Source organism: Moraxella sp. CTOTU47915 (assembly GCF_031986685.1).
In the GTDB taxonomy this organism is placed as follows: Bacteria; Pseudomonadota; Gammaproteobacteria; order Pseudomonadales; family Moraxellaceae; genus Faucicola; species Faucicola tetraodonis.
The window spans coordinates 118,966-143,351 of the sequence record NZ_DAMAAE010000002.1; the positions used below are offsets into that span (position 1 = coordinate 118,966).

Here is a 24,386-nt window from a genome sequence, read left to right on the forward strand (position 1 = left end):
AACATTCGCAAAAAACACAAAAAAGCACAGTGAGAAAAAAAGCGCAGTGAGAAAAAAAGCGTATTGTAGCCAAAATCCTGAGCGATTGCGAACAATGCGACCCGCTAAGGCGCTAATTTATGCTAATATGCAGCGCAAATAAGCGAGCTTTTTGAGAGATTTTGAGGAAACGATAATGACTGATTATGCCAGTAACGCCACTGATTTAGACCACCTTCAAGCGCAAACTTTAGCACTGAGTTTACAGCTGATGCGCGAGCCATCAGTGACGCCAACTGACCTTGACTGTCAAAATATACTGGCTGAGCGGCTTAACCACCTCGGCTTTGATTGTGAGTTTTTATACTTTGGTGAAAAAGGCGCGACAGGACGCGAAGCAGAAGTCAAAAATTTATGGGCAATCCGTCAAGGTCGTGGGCAGGCACAGGCGCCCGTATTATGTTTTGCAGGCCATACCGATGTCGTGCCCACGGGCGATGTCAGCCAATGGACTTATCCGCCATTTGAGCCTACTATCAAAGATGGCATACTGTATGGGCGTGGTGCTGCAGACATGAAAACAGCGATTGCAGCATTTACTGTCGCTGTTGAAAATTTTATCGCCAAGCACCCCAATCATCACGGCTCAATTGCCTTTTTAATCACCGCTGATGAAGAAGGTCCTTCGGTTAACGGTACAATCAAAGTGGTGGAAACATTGCAATCGCGCAACCAACCCATAACCTATTGCTTGATTGGCGAACCCTCTAGTACTCACACCTTGGGCGATATCATCAAAAATGGTCGCCGTGGCTCGCTTGGCGCCATTTTGACAGTCACCGGCAAACAAGGCCATGTTGCCTACCCGCATTTGGCAGTTAATCCTATTCATTATGCTTTGCCAGCACTGTCCGAGCTTTGTAGCCAAACTTGGGACAATGGCAATGCGTATTTTCCTGCCACCACCCTGCAAATCTCCAACCTTAATGCAGGCACTGGGGCTAACAATGTGATTCCTGCAACTTTAAGCGCCGAGTTTAATTTTCGTTTTTCAACTGAGACCAACGATGAGAAACTTAAAGCGACCACCCATGCGATTTTTGACAAGTATTTTCAAGACGGTGCAGCCAGTTATCACATCAATTGGAAACTATCGGGCAACCCATTTTTGACGCCGCAAGGCAAACTCGTCGGCGCTTGTCAATCCGCGATTAAAGCCGTGACGGGGACAGATACAGAGCTTTCAACCACAGGTGGCACCTCAGATGGTCGTTTTATTGCAACGTTGAATGTTGACAATAGGTCGCCTGAAGTGGTTGAGCTTGGCGTGCGTAATGCCACCATCCACCAAATTGATGAATGTGTAGCAGTCGAAGATTTGGGCAAACTTGCCGCAATTTATGAGCAAATATTACAAAACTTACTGTTAAACTAAATACTGTTAACCTACATATGGCATGCTAACAGCCCAGTGATACGGCTAATTTTGCTGGGGTTGGCAATCTTCGTGAGGTTGGCAAATGATTATTTACCCAAGTCAATGACATCAAAAAATGTTATTTTTGGCTGACGCATTAAGCAAGTGCGGGTAATTTTTCATGGGTAAATTAATTTAGCTACTGCTCATTAACAATCTAGTATGAAGAAGAATCTAGCATTCAGCTTAATCTAGTTCGTCTAGCCAAGCCATTTGAATCGCTTCTAGTTGTTTTTCGGTCGATTTGGTTGGGTCATCGCCAAATTCTTCCAACTGCGTCACATACCGATGCAAATCGGTAAAACGAATATATTGCACGTCTTCATCAGGGTATTTTTCAGAAAGTTGAATGGCAATTTCTAACGTGTCGTTCCATTTGAGGGACATATTTTTTCTCCAGTTATTTGATGGGGGTGAGTTTTTTGATTTCGTTAAGATTGTCTTGCCAAGTTTTGATGACAGGATGAGCTTGTTCATCTTGCTGTACAATGACGCTGGTCGGTTGCACTTGCCCATCCAACATCAATACAATTTTGGTCAGTGCCACCACATTTAAGTCATTTTTCACCCAAAACTCGTGGCGAAAATACAGGTATTTTTTATCCCAAGCCAATAATTGACTGCGAAGCGCCAATTTATCAAACAAAAAGCTTTCTTTGATATAAGTTAATTGTTGCGATGCAATCACCCAACCTAGCTTGTCCGTTGGACGTTGCTGCATCAGCCACTGCTGGATATTGAGCTCAATAAAGCTTAAGTAGCGATAATTAGGCACATGGTGACGAAACCCCATATCATGTGGCAAAATCCGATAGTAGCGGATGATCGCATCGCTATAGCTTGGTTTGGATGACTTTGCTTTATCGGATTTTAGCATCAAACATAAGATAAGGTAACGAAGTAATAAATTCATGAATTTTCCTTGTGATATCCGCCTGATTATAGCAAATAAAAAACCCTGACTAAACTGGTTAGTCAGGGTTGATTGAAGTTACAAAAACTTAGTGACCTGTACCATTGATATGGCGAATCATGTCTTCTACTACTTTTTTGGCATCGCCAAAGATCATCATGGTTTTGTCCATGTAGAACAAGCTATTATCAAGACCTGCGTAGCCGGCACTCATTGAGCGTTTGATGACCATCACGGTTTGCGCTTTGTTTGCTTCAAGAATTGGCATACCAAAGATCGGTGAGTTTGGATCGTCTTTTGCCGCTGGGTTGACCACGTCATTGGCACCGATAATCAGCACAACATCTGTACCTGCAAAGTCGGAATTGATTTCATCCATTTCTAAGATATCTTCATACGGCACATCTGCTTCAGCCAATAGTACGTTCATATGACCTGGCATACGACCTGCCACGGGGTGAATGGCAAAACGCACGTCCACGCCTTCTTCTTTGAGCATTTCATAAAGCTCTTTTACCGCATTTTGGGCACGGCCTTGCGCCATACCATAGCCTGGCACAATGACGACACTGCTAGAGTTTTCCATCATAAAGGCAGCATCTTCAGGTGAGCCTGTACGGTAAGTTTTGGGTCCGGTATCTTCTTCTGTCGCAGCGGCTGAGCTGCTTGACATACCGCCAAACAATACGTTGAGCAGTGAACGGTTCATGGCTCTACACATAATGTAGGACAAAATCGCCCCAGATGAACCGACCAATGACCCTGCGATAATCAGCATTGAGTTACCTAGGGTAAAACCGATACCGGCTGCCGCCCACCCAGAGAATGAGTTGAGTAGCGATACCACCACAGGCATATCACCGCCACCAATCGGCGCAATCCACATCCAGCCAAAAATAATAGCAAGGATGGTCATGGCATAAAACGCTGGCATGGATTGGGTGGTAAAATACATAATACCAAACGCTAACATCGCGATGAACAATAGCGCTTGGACAGGTTTTACCCAACTGCCTTTAAGCGTCTTTGCCCAGCTTTTTGCCGCCAATTTACCAAAAGCAAACATTGACGCTGAGAAGGTAATTGCACCAATAAAACAGCCCACAAACAATTCAAACCGCGCGATGGTGCTATGCTCGACGCCGGTATGCAACACGCTCGCTAGTGCAATGGCAACTGCCGATAAACCCACTAAAGAGTGCATCAAAGCCACGGTTTCTGGCATTTGCGTCATGGCAACGGTACGTGCTTTCCAAGTGCCGACCACCGCGCCTAGCACCATCGCGCCAACAATTAATACAAACACCGGACTGGGTGCCAAGAAAAAGGTGGTGATAATGGCAATCGCCATACCTATCATACCGAATCGGTTACCACGGATGGCGGTTTTTGGGCTTGATAAACCCCGTAGGGTTAAAATAAATAGCACCGCACCAATCAAATAAAACCAATCAGCATGTTGGGCGACCCAATTCAAATTCTCATTCATCAAGCATTTCCTTCTTTGTTTGGCTCAGCTTTGGCTTTTTTATCTTTTGATTTAAACATCGCTAGCATACGTTCCGTCACCGAAAAACCACCAAAAATATTGATGCTAGCTAAAAACACCGCAAACGCCCCCAATAAGCTGGTTGGGGTAAACATATTGCCACCGATGCTGACGGTCTGCAGCATGGCACCGACGATAACGATACTGGATAAGGCATTGGTCACCGCCATCAGTGGGGTATGCAGTGCAGGTGTTACCCCCCAAACCACGTAATAACCCACAAAAATAGCCAAAACAAAGATACTAAAGATTGCCACAAATGGGGTGGCAGATGTCGCAGACGCTAATAGGGTCAATAACATAAAACCTCCTAACCTCGATAGGTAAAATTAAATGAAAATTAGGTTAGCGACTGGCTAACAATACTTGACCTTGGCTAGTAACCAGCAAGGCTTTTTGGATTTCATCTTCTGGATTGAGCGCAAACACTTTATTGTCATCCATCAAGGTCGCAAAAAAGTTATACAAATTATTGGCATACAATGCCGATGACTGCGCCGCCAAGGTCGATGGAATATTGGGCACACCCATGATGGTGACACCGTTCGGGGTGATGATATTTTGTCCGACCACTGAGCCTTCTACGTTACCGCCTGTTTCCACTGCCATATCGAGTAGAATTGAGCCAGATTTCATTTTATCGATGGTAGCTTGGTGTATTAAACGCGGCGCATTGCGACCAGGAATTTGAGCCGTGGTAATCACGATATCTGCTTGGCTGACTGCTTTATCGACAACCGCGGCTTGGTCTTTGATATATTGCTCAGACGGTGTCCAGGCATAGCCGCCTGTGTCTTTGGCTTTGGCTTTTTCCTCATCGCTCATGGGGACATCGAGCCATTTACCACCGACTGACTCCACTTGATCACGCACGGTGGGACGTAAGTCACTGGCTTCTACAACAGCACCCAAACGACGGGCGGTGGCAATCGCTTGCAGACCCGCGACGCCCACGCCTAGGATGACAATACGCGCAGGTTTCACCGTACCTGCCGATGTCATAAACATGGGGAAAGGACGACCAAACTGGTTGGCAGCCAAAATCACCGCTTTATAACCTGCCAAGTTGGCTTGGGATGACAACACGTCCATATTCTGCGCCCGCGACAAAGTTCGGGGCAATAGCTCCATGGCATATACTTTGGCGTGGCGATTGGCATAGTCCTGCAAATTGGCATTGCGATACGGATTCATCATACCGATGACAATCGCTTCTTGTTTTAGCTGGTTGATTTGTTCGATCGGCAAGCTATTGACCGTCAGCACCACATCACTTGTTGAGATCGCATCATCAACAATTTGCGCCCCTGCTTGTTCCAACGCCTCATTGGTAATAAACGAACCTTTACCGGCATCGCGTTCGACCACAATACTGTGACCCAACTTGATGAACTTTTTAATGGTATCGGGGGTAATCGCAATCCGATTTTCATATAATGCAGTTTCTTTTGGTACACCAATTTGCATACACTCTCCTCAAGCGGTTCGGTGGGATTTTCAATCCATAACTGACGATTAGCTTAGACAGTTATAAATTAAAAAAATGATAATTAAATTACCATAAATATAATTAATTATGCAAAACAATTCTAGGCGGAATAACAAGTAAATTTGACTGATGCTTATAAAAAAAAGTTATCAATAAAAATTTTTACAAAATTTTCTTTTAACAAGATAGCTTTATGAGGGTTAGTTTATTTGCGTATTGCGTTTTTTAACGTTGCCGTTGTCGATTTCAAATTCATCAAAATCTTGGGCAAGCCAAAAATTAGCTTGATAACTGGTAGCCACTTCTGCCCGAATATCTGACATATTTAAAGTTTTGCTACTAGGTGTATCAAAAGGTTGAAAACGCGCGCTAAAATGGGTCAAAATCAGGTTTTTTAACTGTGATCGCTGCGCAAACTCGGCAACTTGCTTGGCAGTTGAATGCATGGGGTCAAAATAGTTAGGGGCTACTTTTCGTTTATCAGCGATTGCTTGGGTATAAGTCGCCTCGTGTACTAGCACATCGGTATCTGATATGGCATCGGCTAATAGCTCAGGTGAGTCATTGTCGCCTGCGATTATCAGCACGGTTTTATGCAGCATGGTGGTGACAAAATCCGCGGATTTTAGCAAGGTGTTATCATCTAGATTGACGTCAATACCGTATTTAAGTTTGCCCCATAGCCGTTTATCTAGCACGTTAAGCTCGGTGAGTTTTTGGGTCAATAAGGTTTTTTTGGACAGTCGCTGGGTGAATTTAAAGGCATGGCTAGGGATACGGTGTGATAGCGCAATCACGTCAACTTGTAGCTGATGGTCGTCTGTCAAATCCAGCATGATGGGTGGGTAACTATCCCCCTGCACTCTATTTTCAATGGCGATAAAATTAATATCAAAACTTATCATCAGTGCTGTCGTGGCTTGCACGGCGGCAAGATAATCGGCAATGGCTTGTGGGGCGATGACGGTTAGTGGGTGCTTGCGTCCACTCATCGCCATACTTGCCAGTAACCCTGGCAAACCATAACAGTGGTCGCCATGCACATGGGTGATGCAAATCAATTCTAGCTGCATCACGGACAACGGGGTTTTGAGTAATTGATGCTGGGTGGCTTCCCCACAGTCCACTAATACCCAAGGGACATTTTTTGCTTTGCTATAAGGGTTGATAAGTGATACGGCAAGCGCGGTGACGTTGCGGTGTTTGGTGGGTATCCCTGCTGATGTGCCCAAAAAAGTGAGTGTTAACATGATTACCTCTTGATCAAACGAGTGTTACATCGTTATAGTGAATGTTTATCAATTTAACTATAAAATAAAATGCGCTAACAAATTTTACAACAACTTTTGACTGGGCTATGGCAATGACTTCAAAGCTTTCTTTTAACCCCTAGCCTTTAACCATTAGCCTTTAGCTTTTGTCTTTTATCCTTTATCCCTTATATCGTGTCTGGCGAATTGGACAATTCTGCTTTAAGCCTCGGCCTTATACTTGTTGATAGGCGGATTTGGGGCGTGCTTTATTACGGGTCCAACGGCTGGCTGCCCGTTTACGTTTTAAAGATTTGGTAACAGATAATAGCAATAATAATTTGGCAAGCGGGTTATTATTGCGGATGATTTCACTGAGTTTTGGTATACTCAATGATGCTTATATCATCTCTTGTATCACTTACGGAACAAAATAAGGAATGCTATGTTCAAGTTTTTTACCCCATTATGCTTCTCATTAAGTTTATTTGGCTGCCAAGCTGTTAGCTCAGATCAGCAAAACCCCCAACCTATGCCTCAGCCCATCAAGAAACCTGAGATGATGTGCACCATGCAATATGATCCTGTCTGCGTCAAAACTATCAATAATGGCATCGTCCGCTATCAAACCTATGGCAACGCTTGTATGGCAAATAATGGCGTCAATGCTATGGACAAGACTATGAGTATAACCAAAGGTGCTTGTGAGTCAGAAACTAGCAAGTAACTGAGTTAGTAAGTGACTGAGGTAGCAAATAGCTGGGCTATTATAATTTAGCCCGCCATAACGTATGCACTAGCTTGTTTGCCATAGCTTACTGACGATAAAACAAGCGAAGTGTTATAATTCCTCTAATTACTTTGTGTTAAAGGTTTTGCATCTGTATGGCATTAGCGCTGATTATTGATGATGAAGTAGATTTGTGTCGCTTGATGCAGATGACACTCAAAAAAATGGGCATTGAAACCAAAGTCGCTTATGACTATGCCACCGGCATCAGCCATCTTCGAGCGTATAGTTTTGACTTTTGCTTAACCGATCTCAAACTCCCAGATGGCACAGGACTTGATATCGTTAAATTTATCAGTAAAAATTATGCCAAAACCCCCGTGGCAGTGATTACCGCCCACGGTAGCATGGATTTGGCGATTGAAGCGTTAAAACTAGGTGCCTTTGATTTTGTCAACAAGCCGCTTGAGCTATCACGGCTGCGCCAGTTAGTCGAAAATGCCTTGAAGGTGGCGGAAAATGCCAATCCACTCAATTGTAAAGAAGTCTATGATCCTTTTAGCAATCGCTTAATCGGACAATCTAACGCCATTGCCCAGCTCAAAACCACCATCCAAAAATTGGCGCGTAGCCAAGCGCCCGTATTTTTGTGGGGAGAATCAGGCACTGGTAAAGAAGTCGTTGCCAAGCTCATTCATGATTTAAGCCCACGCTGCTCTGCCAATTTTGTGCCTGTTAACTGCGGCGCCATCCCATCAGAGTTGATGGAAAGCGAGTTCTTTGGGCACAAAAAAGGCAGCTTTACTGGCGCTACCGCAGACAAAGAAGGGTTATTCCAACAAGCAAATGGCGGCACGCTATTTTTGGATGAAGTAGCGGATTTGCCGATTTCCATGCAAGTCAAATTATTACGCGCGATACAAGAAAAGAAAATCCGCTCCATTGGAAGCACCCAAGAGATTGCCGTGGATGTGCGCCTTTTATCCGCTACCCATAAAAATTTGGCTAAGCTTGTCGAAACGGGTGAATTTAGACAAGATTTATATTATCGCATCAACGTGATTGAAGTAAAATTACCCAGTCTCAATGAACGGCGTGATGATATTTTACTGTTAGCCAATCATTTTATCTCTTTGATTGCAGACGATTGGGGACTAGCGCAGCCACTGACATTATCGAATGAAGCCGCGGTTCAATTGACAAACCATCACTTTGCAGGCAACGTGCGTGAATTAAGAAATATCTTAGAGCGGGCGATTACCCTAGCTGATGATAATGTGATTGAAGCCCAACATTTGAATTTGCCATTATCAGCCGCCAACGTACCGGCTGACACTCCTAGAATCCATGAAACCCAAAAAACTCATGAAATCACAGAAAACTCCAATCACCCCGTCTTATCAATACCGAGTCAACCTAGCGCGCCAAAAGTTGAGCCCTTAGCCGAGCCTAAATCCGCTTCCAACAGCCCCATCAATACTTCCTATGGCAGCAACTTGTTTGCAAGTGGTTACAAAGTCAAACCCAATATTCAACTTACGCCCACGCCCACACCAACCCAATCCACCCATGATGCGTTAACCCATGAATCGTTAACTTTAGATGCGCCGATAGGGAATATCAATGCACCTAATTTAGCCCAGCCCTCTGCTGAAGAAGGTCAACTGCCTGCCGAAGGGCTGGAAGAATATTTGATGAATCAAGAACGAAAAGTCATTATCGCGGCGCTCAACTGCAGTGGTTGGAATCGCACCCAAGCTGCTAAACTGTTAAATACAACGTTTCGCTCACTGCGCTACCGTATGAAAAAATTGGGCATTGATAGTGACAGTGATATTAATAGTGATAGTGACAGCGATGAGGATTAAAAACTTCGGATAAAGGACAAATCGATATTTTTTGATAAATCTACTATCCCTACTTGGTCATAACAAGCTAGTGGAAAACGCCGGCGGATGCCTAACCACTGGTTTGCTGATTGAGCAAATAGCACGAATCGATTGCCTTTTTCATCGAGATTATTGTCGATATTGTCAATTTGATGCAGGCATTTTACCGCAATGATATCAATGTCTAATGTAACAGCGGGTTTTTGGTACAGAAGTCTGTCTTGTTGCTGTTCAAACTTCTTGGTGAGTTGTAACCACTGCCAATAATCTATTGGCTGCGCAAATGCTAAATAAGCCACTTGGTTAAAATAAACTGGTGTATTGGATGTTTGCTTGTTTAAATTGTTATCACTACAAGTATCTTCACTACTATGAATCGCGCTGAGGGTCAAAGTGCCAAAGTTTTGCAGCCAGTCTTTGGCTTTTTGTAAATAATAAGGTTGTTTGACATTACTGGCTAACGACAAAACACAGGCTTCGATGACTATCACATCACGCGGTGGTACACTCATACTCAAATGCTCAAATAAACATATTTTTGCTTAGGCTAATTAATTTTGCTGAAAACGGGTAATTTTAACCCCGACACTATCGGCTTGTTTGATGGCGGTTGGTTTGTGAATCGTCACTGTGACTTTTTCTGGGGCAAATTCTGCCAAAATCATCTCAGCGACCAATTGCGCTAACCGCTCTAACAGCGCGACTTTGTTGGCAATGCTCACTTCAGCCACGCGCTCACTGACACTTTTATAATTGATGGCATCTTGAATATTATCAGTCTGCGACGCTTGGTATTGACAGCCCACCATTTCAATATCAAAAATCAATGGTTGGGTTATTTGCTGCTCCCACTCATACACGCCAATCACGGCATCGACTTTGAGACCCTTCACAAACACCGTATCTGTTGAATTGCCCGTCAGCTTTATTGGCTGACTGTTGGACTTTTCGTTTGCAATCGCATGTAACGCATCCGCCGCTGAATATAGTGATTCATGCATGGTTTTTTGTGCGGGGGCTTGCGTGGTGCTGTGGGGCGTTTCAAGCTTAGTTTGTTGGGTGGTTTCTGGTGTAGTCATTTTTACTCTCGTTAGGTATTTCGTTGTTTGATTAAATCATAACTAAAAAATACCAACCCTGTCCAAATAAAGGCAAAGGTAATCAATTTATAAATGTTAAAAGGCTCATGATACAAGAATATCGCTAATAAAAAAATCATGGATGGGGTCAAATAATTTAAAAAGCTCAATAAACTAAAATTAACCATTTTGGTAGCTTTATTAAACATCAATAGTGGTATCAAGGTCACAGGCCCTGCAATCATCAATAAAAAAATTGATGGCGACAGCCAAAAATCTAATTGACTACTAGCAACATCATGCATAGCAAACCAGCCAATAAAGACCGGCACTAATAGCGCCGTTTCGATAAACATCGCAGACAGCGCGTCAAGCGGGGTATGGCGATGCATCAAACCATATACAGAAAAGCTACTCGCCAACAATAACGATACCCACGGCAATTTACCCAGCACGACCAACTGAATCGCCACGCCTATCGCTGCCAAAATCACTGCCATCCATTGCAAAGGACGCAGTTTTTCTTTGATGACCACTAGCGATAGTAAAATACCCATCAACGGACCAATATAATAGCCCAAACTGGCTTCCAAAATCTGATCATGATTGACCGCCCACACGTACACCAGCCAATTGACTGAGATAATCGCCCCTGAAACGGCAGTATAAAGTAGCCATTTTGGGTTGGCTTGAATCACTTTTAACCAGTGCCAGTTTTTGGTCACTGTCATGATCAGTAAAATCGTGACAAACGTCCAAATAATTCGATGCCCAATGATTTCAATCGCATCATAATCTTTGAGTAGCTTAAAATACAGGGGGAAAAACCCCCAAATCAAAAAAGCAGCCAGTGCGGTCAATACCCCTTTGGGCGTGGTCACTATGGTTGGTTTTTCATGGTCAGTAATATCAACGGCACGGGTCGGAATGTCACTATTGATGATATCAATGGTTTGACTTTGGGGGATTTGACTCTTAAGGATTTGATGTTCGGGGATTTGATTTTTCATTAACACAACGATAAATGTTATTTTTTATAAAAAAGTAAAAACTAAGAAAGTCATAGTCTATCTTAGTTTTCATGTCATCCATGTAAAGACTTGCGACAGTGATACAAGTTTAGCTCACCTATGGTTTAGTCAGTCACCACTTTAACTTGCAACCCTGCACTATTGACCAGTTCAGCAAAGTTAGGGAAGCTGGTATTGACCGTCTCAGTACCATGAATGGTAATCGTATCGCTTGCGCGCAAACTTGCCACAGTAAAACTCATGGCAATGCGATGGTCATGGTGACATTCAATCTCACCACCGCCAAACACCTGTGCCACATCACCGCGACCTTCAATTTCAATGCCATCATCGAGTACGGTACAGGCAATTCCTAAGGTTTTTAGCCCATCTGCCATGACTTGAATACGGTCAGATTCTTTAACGCGTAACTCAGCTGCGCCATGTAGCACGGTTTTACCCGTGGCACAACTTGCTGCCACAAACAGCACAGGGAATTCATCAATGGCGAGTGGCACCAAGTGCTCAGGAATCTCAATACCTTGCAACTTTGAAGATTTCACCACGATATCGGCAACTGGCTCACCGCCAACGGTGGTTTCATTGGTCAATGTCAAATCAGCACCCATCAGCTTTAAGATATCAATCACGCCGGTGCGCGTGGGATTGATGCCCACTTTGTTGATGGTCACATTGCCTTGTTGGGCGATGGCGCCTGCCACCATAAAAAATGCCGCAGATGAAATATCAGCAGGCACTGCAATATCACACGCCGTTAATTCGCCGCCCCCTGTCACACTAATTTGATTGCCATTGTGCACTTTTGTCACTGTTACAGGATAACCAAATGCCGTCAGCATGCGCTCCGTGTGATCGCGCGTCACTTCTGGCTCAATCACCGTGGTAGTGCCTTGTGCCCATAGCCCTGCTAGCAGCAAACACGATTTCACCTGCGCTGATGCCATCGGCATTTCATAGCGGATACCTGTTAAAGTTTGATTACCGGTGATGCTAATCGGCGGTGTGCCTTTTTCGCCTGTGGTTTGGATTTTGGCACCCATCTCACGCAGAGGCTTAGCGACCCGTTCCATGGGACGTTTGGATAAACTCGGATCGCCCGTCATCACTGAATCAAATTTTTGTGCCGATAAAATACCTGATAACAAGCGCATACTGGTGCCTGAATTACCCATGTATAGCGGATCATGCGAGGGTTTTAACCCATGTAATCCAACCCCATGAATCACTACCCTGCCCTGGTTAGGACCTTCAATCACTACGCCCATATCGCGAAAGGCTTGCAAAGTAGCGAGTGCGTCTTCACCTTCCAAAAACCCTGTCACCGTGGTGGTACCTTTGGCTAACGAACCAAACATAATCGAACGGTGGGAAATAGACTTATCACCTGCGACGGTGTGACTGCCTTCAAATTGTTGGGCTGGGGCGATAACGTAAGTTTGCTTCATGGCTTGTTTTTCCAAATAAGGCGTTTTATTTAACATATGTCCAAAATGTTGTCGGGCGGCTTGGGCTTGGGTCAATATACCCAGCATCTGCTCAGAATCATTGGTTTCGATAATTGCTTTCAACTGGCTTAATTGCTCACTAAATTCATCAATGGCATCGAGGAGCGCGGTTTTATTGGCATAAAAAATATCATGCCACATGGTTGGGTCGCTGGCGGCGATACGGGTAAAATCCCGAAAGCCACCCGCCGCGAAACGAAAAATATCCATATTGTCGTTGTGCTTGGCTAATTGCGCAACTAGATTGTAGGCTAGCAAGTGGGGTAAATGACTGGTACGCGCGAGCACCTTATCATGATAATCCGCTGGCATGGTCACCACTTCTGCGCCAGTCTGCACCCATAACGCAATCACTTTTTTAACCGCTTGTTTGCTGGTGGTATCTAGCGGCGTTAGGATGATTTTATGGTTATCAAATAGTTTGGCATTACGCGCATCAATCCCTGATTTTTCTGCCCCTGCAATCGGATGGGCAGGCACAAAACCTTTGGGCATATCCTCACCAAATACCGCGCTGGCGTCTGCAATGATATTGCCTTTGGTACTGCCCACATCCATGATAATGGTTTTATCGGTAATAAAGGGTTTGATTTGTTCAAAAATTTTTTTGACCGCCTGTACCGGCGTGGCTATCACCACCAAGTCTGCCCCTTGCACCGCAAGAGCAGCATCATCAAATCCTGCATCAAGCAGTCCGTAGTTGATACCTTTGTCAATGGTTGATTGTGAACGGCTAACCGCCACAATTGATTTGGCCAATTTTTTATCACGTATGGCTTGTGCCAAACTCGCGCCGATGAGCCCTAGCCCAATAAAACACACTTTTTCAAACATTTAACTTACCGATTTTTTATAGTTTGCTAAAAAGACTGCCAACGCAATCAAAATCCCACCCAAAATAGTACTGATGGTTATTGTTTCACCCAATAAAACCACACCCAACAATACCGCAATGAACGGAATAAAATAAATATACAGCGAGGTTTTTACCACCCCCAAATGCTTATTGGCATTGGTCCATAACACAAAACACAAGGCTGAAGCGATACCCCCTAAAAACAGCAAATTTGCCAGATTAATGGGTGTAAACGCATGAAGATTGATAAAGGCTTCACCTGTCACAAGCATATACAGCGACGCGGTGATTATGCCATACAAAAACACTTTACGCATGCGTACCATCGGGTTCAGTTCATCTTTGATGGCACTGTTAGCAAACCCAAAAAATGACCATGCCAACCCACTTAATAGCGCCAAAATATTACCTAGCATGCCATTGGTTAAACTCATCGGCTGATTCGCCAGTACCAACGCTACGCCAACCAACGCCATCAAACAGGCTATCAATAGCAACTTGCTAAAGGCATGCGTTTTAATGATAAAACTGGCAATCAGCACCGTAAACAAAGGTGATGCTGTGACTAACAGCGCCGCGTTACTGCTATAGGTATATAGTAATGCGGTATTTTCTAGCAAAAAATACAAGGTGATACCGCACAGCCCCGACAAGAAATACAACACTTCGTTTTTTGCACTACTAAAGGTTTGCAGTCTAGGTGACATGGCAAACAATAACACATAGGCAAATAACGACCGATACAGCAAAATCTGAATGGGTGACATATCCGCCAGCAGCACCTTGGTGCTTGCTAATGTTGTTCCCCAAACGATGACCACAAATAACGCTAAAAAATGCCAAAATACTTCACGATTTTTTTCTAACTTTTTTTCTAACATTGGCCTAGCTCAATACCTGCGCCAACGTATCTAAAAAACGGTTAATTTCTTCAGGCAAACCCACACTCACGCGTATCCAAGCTGGCAGACCGTACCCAACCATCGGTCGCACTACCACGCCTTGCTCAATCAATGTTTGGTAGATATCCATGCCATCGCCGACATTAACCATCACAAAATTGGTAGCCGATTTGACATAGACGACACCTAAGCTATCCAAGCCATCATACAGGGCTTGTTTTTGCTCATGGTTAAACGCCAAATATTGGTTAATAAAATGTTGGTCTTTAATCGCTGCTGTGGCGGCGGCATGCGCCAATGTACTGGTATTAAACGACTGACGCGTATAATTTAAAATCTCGGCAATGCTTGCGCTGCTTACTGCATAACCAATGCGCAGGGCTGCCAGTCCATAAGCTTTGGAAAAGCTACGTAGCACAATGACATTGTCATACTCTTGGGTCAAATCTACACAGCTGAGCGTTGGCACAAATTCGATGTAAGCTTCATCAATCACCACCAACACCTCCGATGGCACTTTTTTGATGAATTTAATCAGATCATCTTTGGCGAGCACGGTGCCTGTGGGGTTGTTGGGATTGGTGACAATCACCATTTTACAATTGGCAGTTTGATTGACCGTCTCAAGCATCGCAGGCAAATCATGAGCAAAATTTTTGGCAGCGACTTGTTGGGTTCGCTCACTAATACCCAAAGACGCCAACTCGTAATCCGAAAACGCGTATTGAGAATACACAATCACATCATCGCCATCGGCAAAGCTTGCGGTAATGTTATTGAGTAATTCATTAGAGCCATTCCCCAACACAATTTGTTTTGTTTCGCAGCCCAAAAAATCAGCTAAGGCTTGTTTAAGCCCCTGCCCTGCGCCATCGGGATAACGCGATAATTCCCCCAGTTTTGACGTGATGGCCAAGGTCACGTGTGGCGAGCAGCCCGTTGGGTTTTCATTGCTCGCCAATTTGACGATGTCACCCAAGCCATACTCACGGGTCAGCTCTTCATTGGATTTATCCATTTCATAAGCTTTTAACTGCTCAATACTGTGATTGACCGATTGGATCGTCATATCAAAACCTTTAGTTGATGATTGATACTGATAAAATTTTATTGCCAAAAACGGTTAAATCACCGCTTTTGGATAAGCGCCTAATACCCGTAAATCTTTGACTTGCGGGCGAATCTCAGCGAGGGCGGCTTGCATATTGGCATCGTCAATATGACCAAGCATATCAATAAAGAACACATAAGCCCATTTGTTTGGACGCTCTGGGCGGGTTTCGATACTGGTCATTGACACCCCATGTTTTGCGAGTGGCTGCAGTATTTGAATCAGCGCGCCCGCCTGATCTTTGGCTGCCACTAAAATCGAGGTTTTATCTTGACCTGACGGCGCTACTGCTTCGCGGCCAATGATTAAAAAACGTGTGGTATTGGACGGGGTATCTTCGATATTTTCAAATAGTTTGTGCAAATTATATTCGCTTGCTGCCACTTCCCCTGCAATGGCGGCTGAGTGCCACTCATTTTTGATACGCCGCGCCGCTTCACCATTGCTAGAGACTGCCACACGCTCGACATTGGGATAATGGGTATCTAACCATTGGCGGCATTGGGCGAGCGCTTGGCTGTGGGCATAAATTTTTGAAATCGCGCCCACTTTGGTATGCTCACCCACCAAAAATTGATGATGCACCGGTAATTCCACCTCGCCAATGATTTTCAGATCGGACGATAAAAAACCATCAAGGGTATGATTGACCACGCCTTCTGACGAATTTTCCACAGGGACGACGCCATACATCGCAGAGCCGGCTTCCACTTCACGAAACACATCAGCAATGGTCGATAGCGGCACGGTCGTGGCGGCTTTACCAAAATGCTTTAGCGCTGCCATGTGAGTAAAGGTGCCTGCAGGGCCCAAATAAGCAATTTTTTGTGGGGCTTCTAAGTCTAAACACACTGACATAATTTCGCGGAATAAACGTGCCATTTTATCGGCAGGGAGTGGACCCTCATTACGCGCCATCACTTTTTTTAGCACCTGCGCTTCTCGCTCTGGGCGATAAAAAATCGGATTGTCCTCTTGCGTCTTTTTGGCTTTGGCTACTTGCACCGCATAGCCTGCTCGCTCGTTGATTAATCGCTGGATTTTTTCATCCACTTCATCGATTTTTTGGCGAAGTCCAACTAATTCATCATTGCTCATCGTTTGTTCATTCATAAAATTACAACTCAACAGTCAACACTGACCTGCGCGATAGGATTGAGGGTCATAAATCACAGGCAGCCTAGCTTGAAATATACCTTGAAATATACAAAGTTACCAAATGGCTTTATAGCAGAAATTGCCTAATACTAGCACAAATCACGCCTGTTAATCGAGTTTCGCTCGGCGCTTTTTCATCACAAATAGTGATATAGACACAATATTTTTGGCATACCCTAAAAAAAATTGGATTTTTCTGCTTGGTGCTTAACAAATACTTGCAAAATAGAAAAAAAACTAGCGATCGTCACAATTTTTGTGATAGCTTTTGACATAGGTTAAACAACATTGAATGAAACTATACTATTTTGTCCGTGATAGGTTATCAGAGACATGCAGCAATTTGACATTTAGGAAAGTACATGACTAGCAGCTTAAACCAACTAAAAATGATGACAACCATTGTGGCAGATACTGGGGATTTGCAAGCGATTGCCCGCTTAAAACCAGTCGATGCGACCACCAACCCAAGCTTGATTACCAAGGCACTGTCAGCACCACAAATGCAGCCTATTTTAATTGAGACATTAAAAAAACACCCCAATGATATCGATGCGGTGATTGATGAGCTCACCATTTATATCGGTACCGAAATTTTAAAACTGATTGATGGTCGTGTTTCGACCGAAGTGGATGCAAGGTTGTCTTACGATACCGATGGCACAATTGTCAAAGCGCAGCAATTTATCAAAGCCTATGAAGCCGCCGGGATTGATAAAAAACGCGTACTCATCAAAATCGCTGGCACCTGGGAAGGCATTCAAGCCGCCAAAGCGCTAGAGCAACAAGGTATTCATTGTAATGTGACGCTGCTATTTGGCTTGCACCAAGCCAAAGCCTGTGCCGATGCCGATGTTACCTTGATTTCGCCATTTGTCGGACGGATTTTGGATTGGCAGAAAAAAGACGAAGGACTCGATAGCATCGAAATCAGCCGTGATAAAGGCGTGAGCTCAGTCAAAACTATCTATCATTACTTCAAACAGCATGGCTACACCACCCAAATCATGGGCGCGAGTTTTCGCAGCATTGAGCAAATATTGGCATTGGCGGGTTGTGATTTATTAACGATTGCGCCTGATTTGCTAGACCAACTTGCCACGATGGACGTCAAAGTCGAGCGTCAGCTATTTCCCGATATGCAATTTGTTGACCTCAAAAAAGAAACCCTCGATGAGACACAATTTGCCGAACAACATGCGCTTGATCCTATCAGCCAAGCGTTATTATCTGCTGGTATTGAAGGCTTTATCCAAGCTCGAGAAGCGTTAGAGCAAACCTTGAGAGGCTTGGTTAATTAAGCGTTATTAATTAAAGCTTTATTCATTAAAACTTTGATGAATAAAGCTTGGTTCATTAAATTTTTATTAGCGGCTAATCATGTCCTTTAATCATGATTAGCCCCATGCCAACCCACTAACCTTTAGCTTGCAACACGGTATAAAGTGGCATATCTAGCGGTTGATGCAAATTCACCAAATCAAGCAGTACAAGTGCGCCTAACACCTGATGCCCTGCGGCTTCACAAAGCCCCACCGCGGCGCTCAAAGTACCGCCTGTCGCCAATATATCGTCCACCAACAACACATTCGCCGGCGCAAGTCCCGCCTGCATCTCTAAAGTATCACTACCATACTCTAGGGCATAGCTTTTATTCGCCACAGGCGGTGGCAGCTTGCCTTCCTTGCGTACCAATACCATGCCTTTGCCTGTCCGACCCGCCAACAGACTAGCAAAAATAAACCCCCGCGCTTCAATGGCGCCAAAGCAATCAACCGCCTCAAATACTGGCTGTGGTATCGCTGCCAGTAACGCATCGATTACCGCATTGACGTGAGCGCGCAATAATGGCGTGATATCATAAAACGCAATGCCTTGTTTGGGAAAATCAGGTACCACTCTGATGATTTGCCAAAATGGGTGTGTTGAATCAGGGGTGATAGTCGATTGCATAGGATTGACCCAGTTAAGTAAAAAATTAAGTAAAATTAAGTATTAAGTAAAAATTAAATAAAAATTGCTCAAGCGTGCCTCATTCTAGCAATTTTTTCCTGCTGAGCCAATCAAGGTCATGGATGGCATTAAGTATTTACTTTAACCATATTAATAGGCTAGGCTTGGGCAAACTGATTTAAAGATTTACGATATGGGATTGAATGTTGTCTGTCATTGGCTTGCTTGTTTCAGTGCATACTTGTAAACTATCGCAAGTTAAATTTTAGATGATTGCGTGAGTTTTGCATGGTTAACATACTGCTCGGCATTGTAATTGCAATTTTTATCCTTATCTTCAATAGCAAAAGTTACCACTAATATAGGGAAAGTTATCAATGAAAAAATATCAATGTATCGTGTGTGGTTGGGTGTATGATGAGGCATTGGGCTGCCCAGAAGAAGGCATCCTTCCGGGCACACGCTGGGAAGATATTCCCGAAGATTGGACTTGCCCTGAATGTGGGGTTAGCAAAGTGGACTTTGAAATGATTGAACTATAATAAATAAATAGGGTTTTATCATGCAATCAACTAACAATGTCGATAGTGCGAGTGTCGATAGTGCCAGTGACAATAGTATAAGCTTAGACAGTATCAGTTCAAATGACGCGCCTATTGCGCAACTGTCAAATACACAACCACAACCTGTAATCATTATTGGTTCAGGGATGGCGGGCTATACGCTAGCGCGTGAGCTCAGAAAGCTAACGACTAGCTTGCCTATCGTCATGGTGTGTCAAGACAGTGGTGATAGCTATGCTAAGCCAACCTTGTCAAATGCCTATGCGCAAAACAAACTTGCCGATAGCATTGCCAATGCGAGCGCGGCAAAAATGGCAGAAACATTAAACTTGACCCTATTAAATTTTCATCAAGTCACTGATATTAATACCGATGAACAAGTCATTGTGGTTCGCTCGTTAACCAATCAAGCGTCTCAAATAACGCTTGCATATCGAGATTTGGTATTGGCGACAGGCGCGCATTCTAGACTGTTACCCAATCTAGCTATCAATCACCAAACCATTTTTGCCGTCAATCATTTAGATGATTACAAAAGCTTTCAGCAGCGTCTAAACACCCTAAAATCTCAAAAATCAGCGCCCATTAAGGTAGCGATTATTGGTGCAGGGTTGATTGGTTGTGAATTTGCTAATGATTTGATTGGTCAAAATCCAGCTAACCAGACCGCTGACATCACAGTAGCTCTCTTTGATAAAGCGGCACGCCCACTGGCTCAGCAGCTACCTAGCCAAGCAGGTATCATGCTACAAGACGCTTTGACTCAGTCAGGGGTGACATTTTATTTAGGCACTGATATCACCAGTATCACGACAAACCTTAATAAAAATATTACTACAAATATTGAAACAAGCGATAATGCAACCGTGACCATCTCGTTTGACAGGGATAAGCAATCACAAACCTTTCAGGCTGATATTGTTTTGATAGCGATTGGTTTGGTGGCTAATATTGACCTTGCCGCATCAGCGAACATTGCCATAGCATCGTCACAGCACATCAATCCTACAGCAACCCATTTACCAAGAACAGTGCAGCAAGGCATCAAGGTCGACGCCTACCTAGCCACATCGGCAAAGCATATTTATGCCATTGGCGATTGTGCCAACGTGATGGGTAGCTATATGCCCTATGTCATGCCATTGATGAACCAAGCCAAAGCGTTGGCAAAAACCCTGGCTGATCCTAACATGGCGCCGACTAAAGTGGCGTATCCTGCCATGCCGGTGGCTATCAAAACACCTAGTTTACCTTTGGTGGTATTACCCGTATCAGGGCAGTACAGTGACGATCAAGTGTATTGGCAAACGACCCCAACGACTGATGGCATGGTCATGATCGCCCATCCAAAAGATGATCTTCATAGCATTTTAGGGTTTGTATTAGCCGGTAAAGAAGCAGCAAAACAGCGCTTAACGTTAACCAAGCAAGTGGCGGATTGGCTGTCTTAGTAACTATCTTAGTTGCCACACTCGTGCAACGGGTCATCTAATGCGGCAAGTTCTTTCAACATCCCACTAGCAGATTGATATTTTTGGAATAAATTATGGATTTAGCCAAATTTAATTTTGAACCCTCAGTGATTACGGACTTTATGCAAAGTGCCATAATTGATATCGGTGATGAATTACAACTGTGTGTTGAAGTTGGTGGCAATCCTGATCATCCGCCCTTGCTACTGATCATGGGCTTAGGCTCGCAGTTGGTGTTTTGGCCCGATAGTTTTGTCAAAGGCTTGATTGACGCAGGCTTTTTTGTGATTCGTTTTGACAATCGTGATATCGGGCTATCATCAAAAATCGCCCGACCCTTCCCCCGTTTTCCTATCAACAATGTCAAAATGATGCTGCGTATGCAAGTGGGTTTGACGAACCGTCATTTTCCTGTGGCGTATAACTTATTTGACATGGTTGAAGATACCCGCCGCTTGCTTGATAAGTTAGCACTGAACAATGTGTATGTGGTGGGGGCATCTATGGGCGGGATGATTGCGCAAATTTTGGCTGCCAAATACCCAAAACGCGTGTCGACACTGGGTCTCATGTTTACCAGTAATAACAAGCCATTTTTACCACCCACCAAGCCAAAGCAGCTACAAACCCTACTGTCACATCCCAAAACCACCCAAATTGATGACGTAGTCGCATATGGCGTGTGGTGTATGCAGCGTATCGGCTCACCCAATCATGTGGATGAAGAGGAAGTAGAACGACTCATTCGTTTGCGGTTTGAACGTAGTTATCACCCACGTGGCGCGCTTCAGCAGCTGCAAGCAATATTAGCCACTGGCTCTATTGTTAAATTCGACCAAAAAATCAAACAGCCAACTATTATCATTCATGGGGAAAAAGATGGACTGGTGCCACCGGCGCATGGTCGGGCGATTGCCAAAGCGATTGCGCACAGTGAGTTTCATTTGATAAAGGATATGGGACATGATTTGGCAAAACCCTTTATCCCTACGATTGTCAAACTGCTAACCGATCATTATATGAAGCATGTTTAAGTCGCTAATTTAACAACCGCCACAATACAAACAGCACGGCAATCACATAAAAAATTGGTGCAAGCCAACTACTCACCTGCCAGACGGCATGACTGGCAATCATTTGCGCGATAAATAACGAACCCACAAACCCAAGCACTGCAAGCCAATCCTGCTGACGACTTTTGAGCATATCTGAGCGAATTTGCTGTATTTCACGCAGCTGCTGGTCTTGGTGGCCACCCAAATTTGACAGACTTTGCAAACTGTTATCCAGCAATTGTGGCATGTCATTGAGACTCAGTAACAGTTCAGGTAATTGCTTGCGTAGCTCGCCAATTTTTTGAATCGGGTCAAATTGCTGCTTCACCCAGCCTGTCAAAATCGGTTTGGCGAGCGACCAGATATCAAGCTCAGGGTATAAATCCCTTCCTAAACCTTCCACATGCACTAGCGTTTTAAGCAGTAGCATTAATTGCGGCGGTATATCCAAATGATAGCGACGCGCAATATCGAGCACCGACATGAGCACACCTGCAAAATCAATGTCGTTGATTGGCTTACTAATCATCGGTGACACGGTGCGGCGCATATCGCGCATGAGGGCGTATTTATCGGTATTGGGTGGAATCCAGCCTGCCCGCGCGATAATATCCACTAGACCGGTAAAGTTATTGTTCATCACCGATAATAAAAGCCTTGCCACCATCATTTGGTCAGCTTTAGACAGCTCGCCCACGATTGAGCAATCAAGAGCGATGTAACGGGGATTGGGATTTGGGGTATCGGCGGGCAGCGTTTCAACAAACACATTGCCTGGGTGCATATCGGCATGGAAGAAATTATCCCTAAATACTTGGGTGAAAAAAATCGTTAATCCTTTTGCCGCAAGTGCCGCCCTATCATATCCAAGCGCATCAAATACTTGGGTTTGCGAAATCGGCACCCCAACAATGCGCTCCATAATCATGATGTTTTTGCTCGCTTGATACACTTCAGGCACATACATCATCGATGAACCCAAAAAGTTGTTGCGCATTTGGGTGGTATTGGCAGCTTCAAGGGTTAAATCAAGCTCATTGAGCAAGACTTGCCGATAATCTTCAACGATATCGATAATATGTACGGCACGCGCCGCTTCAATCCGTGCTGACGCCCACCCTGCCAAGTCGCGCAATAATTCAAAATCCTCAATAATCTGTTCACGGATGGTTGGGCGAACGACTTTAACCACCACTTCACGCCCATCATGCAGGCGTGCGGTGTGTACTTGGGCGATGGATGCCGCGGCTAACGGTATGCCATCAAATCTAGCAAATAGCTGATTGATAGATTGCCCCAAACCGCCTTTTTTTGTCGATTGTTCAATTTGCTCGATAACCGTATCGACACTAAAGGGCTTTACCCTGTCTTGCAGATGCACCAACTGCTCAATAATCTCAGGGGTAACCAAATCACGACGGGTGGAAAGCAGCTGCCCTAATTTTAAAAACAGCGTGCCCATCTCTTCAAGTGCCAGCCTAACCCCGTCTGGATGCGGTTTTTGAAAATAGCTGGCAGGGTGCATACGGATAAGTTTGGCAATGGGCTCAAGCTGCGGCGTCTCTTCAATAGGTAGATGCGTATCAACACGATAATGAGCGGCAATGCGCCACAGTTGTAAAAGACGTTTGCGATGATTTAGTAACACGTTGGCAACTCGTTAGAAAGCTTATCAATGGTGGGAATTCTAGCATGATATAAGCAATTTTTTAATGGTTAAAAAAAAGACGGGGATTTAACCCGTCATTTTGATTGTGCAAAAGCGAATTTTGCAATAAATTTACTTTTGCAATAAAGCCGCTTGCTGTTGCTTGATGGCATCGAGTCTGGCTTGTTCACGTTCAATATCCGCCCGCAGTTTTAGTAGCTGTTGTTTTAACTCATTGCCTGTATTGTCATCAGTATTTGCACCGTTGGTTTTCCACTCTCTGATATTGGCAATATCGGCAAACATCTCTTTGGCAGGTGCAGCGATTGTGCCTTTTAGGTTGGCTAACAGATTAGACAATTGACTTGCCATCGGCAGACCAATCAGCGGTTGCAGTTTACCAATGATATCAGGGTCAAACCCAGCGACCAACTGTTTGACTTGCATCAGCACTTTATAATCGCCCTCAATCGGCAGATTGCCTTGTGGTTCACCCATCAAATTGAGCAAATGCACAGGATTGTCTACTTTGACAACACAATCAGGTTTGCTTACCACAGCGCTACCTTTAGGCTCAAAAACATCAACCGTCACAGGTTCAAAGCGAATGTGGTCATCATTAAAAATCGTATCAAATTCAATGGCTGGCTCTGCCATCACTAGGCGCAAAACTTTACCCGATAACGGTTGTAAACCTGCTTGGGTGATGGGGTCAGTGGCAATCGCTAGATTAACCACTTTTTCAATACCTGCGAGTAGTAATACAGTAAACATCTG

24 protein-coding genes are annotated in these 24,386 nt (G+C 44.3%); 7 read left to right on the forward strand and 17 right to left on the reverse strand.

Translation table 11 applies throughout. The features are described 5' to 3' along the window. Positions 1 to 175: 175 nt before the first annotated feature. Positions 176 to 1,414: a succinyl-diaminopimelate desuccinylase gene (dapE, locus tag RTL34_RS02710; protein WP_312114411.1), complete on the forward strand. Its 1,239-nt coding sequence runs from the start codon at positions 176 to 178 to the stop codon at positions 1,412 to 1,414. A 228-nt stretch (positions 1,415 to 1,642) separates the two neighbouring features. On the opposite strand, the gene iscX is transcribed toward dapE, so the two are convergent. The 7 genes from iscX to RTL34_RS02745 all read right to left on the reverse strand — a co-directional run bounded on the left by iscX (position 1,643) and on the right by RTL34_RS02745 (position 7,051). Continuing rightward, a complete protein-coding gene (gene iscX, locus RTL34_RS02715) occupies positions 1,643 to 1,843 on the reverse strand; it encodes a Fe-S cluster assembly protein IscX (protein ID WP_007116656.1) in 201 nt (66 codons plus the stop codon). A gap of 13 nt (positions 1,844 to 1,856) precedes the next feature. Next, the gene (locus tag RTL34_RS02720) at positions 1,857 to 2,369 is read right to left on the reverse strand and encodes an acyl-CoA thioesterase (protein WP_203171874.1); all 513 of its coding nucleotides are present in this window, start codon (positions 2,367 to 2,369) and stop codon (positions 1,857 to 1,859) included. 88 nt (positions 2,370 to 2,457) lie between these two features. Next, complete coding sequence (locus RTL34_RS02725; protein ID WP_312114575.1) at positions 2,458 to 3,846, reverse strand: NAD(P)(+) transhydrogenase (Re/Si-specific) subunit beta; 1,389 nt, start codon at positions 3,844 to 3,846, stop codon at positions 2,458 to 2,460. 11 nt (positions 3,847 to 3,857) lie between these two features. After that, the gene (locus RTL34_RS02730) at positions 3,858 to 4,220 is read right to left on the reverse strand and encodes a proton-translocating transhydrogenase family protein (RefSeq protein ID WP_101963738.1); all 363 of its coding nucleotides are present in this window, start codon (positions 4,218 to 4,220) and stop codon (positions 3,858 to 3,860) included. Positions 4,221 to 4,263: 43 nt separating this feature from the next. After that, positions 4,264 to 5,385: a Re/Si-specific NAD(P)(+) transhydrogenase subunit alpha gene (locus RTL34_RS02735; RefSeq protein WP_312114414.1), complete on the reverse strand. Its 1,122-nt coding sequence runs from the start codon at positions 5,383 to 5,385 to the stop codon at positions 4,264 to 4,266. A 222-nt stretch (positions 5,386 to 5,607) separates the two neighbouring features. Continuing rightward, the gene (locus tag RTL34_RS02740) at positions 5,608 to 6,657 is read right to left on the reverse strand and encodes a ribonuclease Z (protein WP_312114416.1); all 1,050 of its coding nucleotides are present in this window, start codon (positions 6,655 to 6,657) and stop codon (positions 5,608 to 5,610) included. A 235-nt stretch (positions 6,658 to 6,892) separates the two neighbouring features. Further along, positions 6,893 to 7,051 (reverse strand): hypothetical protein, encoded by a 159-nt coding sequence (locus RTL34_RS02745; RefSeq protein ID WP_007116662.1) that lies wholly within the window; start codon positions 7,049 to 7,051, stop codon positions 6,893 to 6,895. A 51-nt stretch (positions 7,052 to 7,102) separates the two neighbouring features. Between RTL34_RS02745 and RTL34_RS02750 the strand changes: the two genes are divergently transcribed. Together RTL34_RS02750 and RTL34_RS02755 are read left to right on the forward strand one after the other, a co-directional pair. Further along, positions 7,103 to 7,384: a subtilase-type protease inhibitor gene (locus tag RTL34_RS02750; RefSeq protein ID WP_312114418.1), complete on the forward strand. Its 282-nt coding sequence runs from the start codon at positions 7,103 to 7,105 to the stop codon at positions 7,382 to 7,384. A 158-nt stretch (positions 7,385 to 7,542) separates the two neighbouring features. Further along, positions 7,543 to 9,255: a sigma 54-interacting transcriptional regulator gene (locus tag RTL34_RS02755; protein WP_312114420.1), complete on the forward strand. Its 1,713-nt coding sequence runs from the start codon at positions 7,543 to 7,545 to the stop codon at positions 9,253 to 9,255. Here RTL34_RS02755 and RTL34_RS02760 read toward each other — a convergent pair. The 7 genes from RTL34_RS02760 to pheA form a co-directional block, all read right to left on the reverse strand. Further along, positions 9,252 to 9,788, reverse strand: coding sequence for a 2-amino-4-hydroxy-6-hydroxymethyldihydropteridine diphosphokinase (locus tag RTL34_RS02760; RefSeq protein ID WP_312114421.1), 537 nt, complete (start codon positions 9,786 to 9,788; stop codon positions 9,252 to 9,254). The two genes, RTL34_RS02755 and RTL34_RS02760, sit on opposite strands and share 4 nt — an antisense overlap. Before the next feature lie 39 nt (positions 9,789 to 9,827). Continuing rightward, positions 9,828 to 10,355, reverse strand: coding sequence for a dihydroneopterin aldolase (folB, locus tag RTL34_RS02765; protein ID WP_256999008.1), 528 nt, complete (start codon positions 10,353 to 10,355; stop codon positions 9,828 to 9,830). Positions 10,356 to 10,366: 11 nt separating this feature from the next. Then, positions 10,367 to 11,365, reverse strand: coding sequence for an EamA family transporter RarD (gene rarD, locus RTL34_RS02770; RefSeq protein ID WP_312114423.1), 999 nt, complete (start codon positions 11,363 to 11,365; stop codon positions 10,367 to 10,369). Positions 11,366 to 11,490: 125 nt separating this feature from the next. Then, complete coding sequence (locus tag RTL34_RS02775) at positions 11,491 to 13,725, reverse strand: bifunctional prephenate dehydrogenase/3-phosphoshikimate 1-carboxyvinyltransferase (RefSeq protein ID WP_312114425.1); 2,235 nt, start codon at positions 13,723 to 13,725, stop codon at positions 11,491 to 11,493. Next, positions 13,726 to 14,628 (reverse strand): DMT family transporter, encoded by a 903-nt coding sequence (locus RTL34_RS02780; RefSeq protein ID WP_312114426.1) that lies wholly within the window; start codon positions 14,626 to 14,628, stop codon positions 13,726 to 13,728. Positions 14,629 to 14,632: 4 nt separating this feature from the next. Further along, positions 14,633 to 15,718 carry a histidinol-phosphate transaminase gene (gene hisC / locus RTL34_RS02785; RefSeq protein ID WP_144917646.1) on the reverse strand — a complete coding sequence of 362 codons (1,086 nt, stop codon included), beginning with the start codon at positions 15,716 to 15,718 and terminating at the stop codon, positions 14,633 to 14,635. A gap of 54 nt (positions 15,719 to 15,772) precedes the next feature. Continuing rightward, on the reverse strand, positions 15,773 to 16,873 hold the full coding sequence (pheA, locus tag RTL34_RS02790; protein ID WP_188874286.1) for a prephenate dehydratase: 1,101 nt from the start codon (positions 16,871 to 16,873) through the stop codon (positions 15,773 to 15,775). A 407-nt stretch (positions 16,874 to 17,280) separates the two neighbouring features. Here pheA and RTL34_RS02795 point away from each other — a divergent pair, with 407 nt between their 5' ends. After that, positions 17,281 to 18,219, forward strand: coding sequence for a transaldolase (locus RTL34_RS02795; RefSeq protein WP_312114427.1), 939 nt, complete (start codon positions 17,281 to 17,283; stop codon positions 18,217 to 18,219). A gap of 115 nt (positions 18,220 to 18,334) precedes the next feature. On the opposite strand, the gene RTL34_RS02800 is transcribed toward RTL34_RS02795, so the two are convergent. Continuing rightward, entirely contained in the window at positions 18,335 to 18,871 is a 537-nt protein-coding gene (locus RTL34_RS02800; protein ID WP_312114429.1) for an adenine phosphoribosyltransferase, read from the reverse strand. A 377-nt stretch (positions 18,872 to 19,248) separates the two neighbouring features. On the opposite strand from RTL34_RS02800, the gene rubA reads away from it, so the two are divergent. The 3 genes from rubA to RTL34_RS02815 all read left to right on the forward strand — a co-directional run bounded on the left by rubA (position 19,249) and on the right by RTL34_RS02815 (position 21,940). Next, positions 19,249 to 19,413: a rubredoxin RubA gene (gene rubA / locus RTL34_RS02805; protein ID WP_036589380.1), complete on the forward strand. Its 165-nt coding sequence runs from the start codon at positions 19,249 to 19,251 to the stop codon at positions 19,411 to 19,413. 20 nt (positions 19,414 to 19,433) lie between these two features. Further along, the gene (locus tag RTL34_RS02810) at positions 19,434 to 20,885 is read left to right on the forward strand and encodes an NAD(P)/FAD-dependent oxidoreductase (RefSeq protein WP_312114431.1); all 1,452 of its coding nucleotides are present in this window, start codon (positions 19,434 to 19,436) and stop codon (positions 20,883 to 20,885) included. 92 nt (positions 20,886 to 20,977) lie between these two features. Continuing rightward, positions 20,978 to 21,940, forward strand: coding sequence for an alpha/beta fold hydrolase (locus tag RTL34_RS02815; protein WP_409455436.1), 963 nt, complete (start codon positions 20,978 to 20,980; stop codon positions 21,938 to 21,940). A gap of 4 nt (positions 21,941 to 21,944) precedes the next feature. On the opposite strand, the gene RTL34_RS02820 is transcribed toward RTL34_RS02815, so the two are convergent. Both RTL34_RS02820 and RTL34_RS02825 read right to left on the reverse strand, forming a co-directional pair. Continuing rightward, positions 21,945 to 23,609, reverse strand: coding sequence for an ABC1 kinase family protein (locus RTL34_RS02820; protein WP_312114435.1), 1,665 nt, complete (start codon positions 23,607 to 23,609; stop codon positions 21,945 to 21,947). A gap of 132 nt (positions 23,610 to 23,741) precedes the next feature. After that, positions 23,742 to 24,383, reverse strand: coding sequence for a ubiquinone biosynthesis accessory factor UbiJ (locus tag RTL34_RS02825; RefSeq protein ID WP_312114437.1), 642 nt, complete (start codon positions 24,381 to 24,383; stop codon positions 23,742 to 23,744). Positions 24,384 to 24,386: the final 3 nt, after the last annotated feature.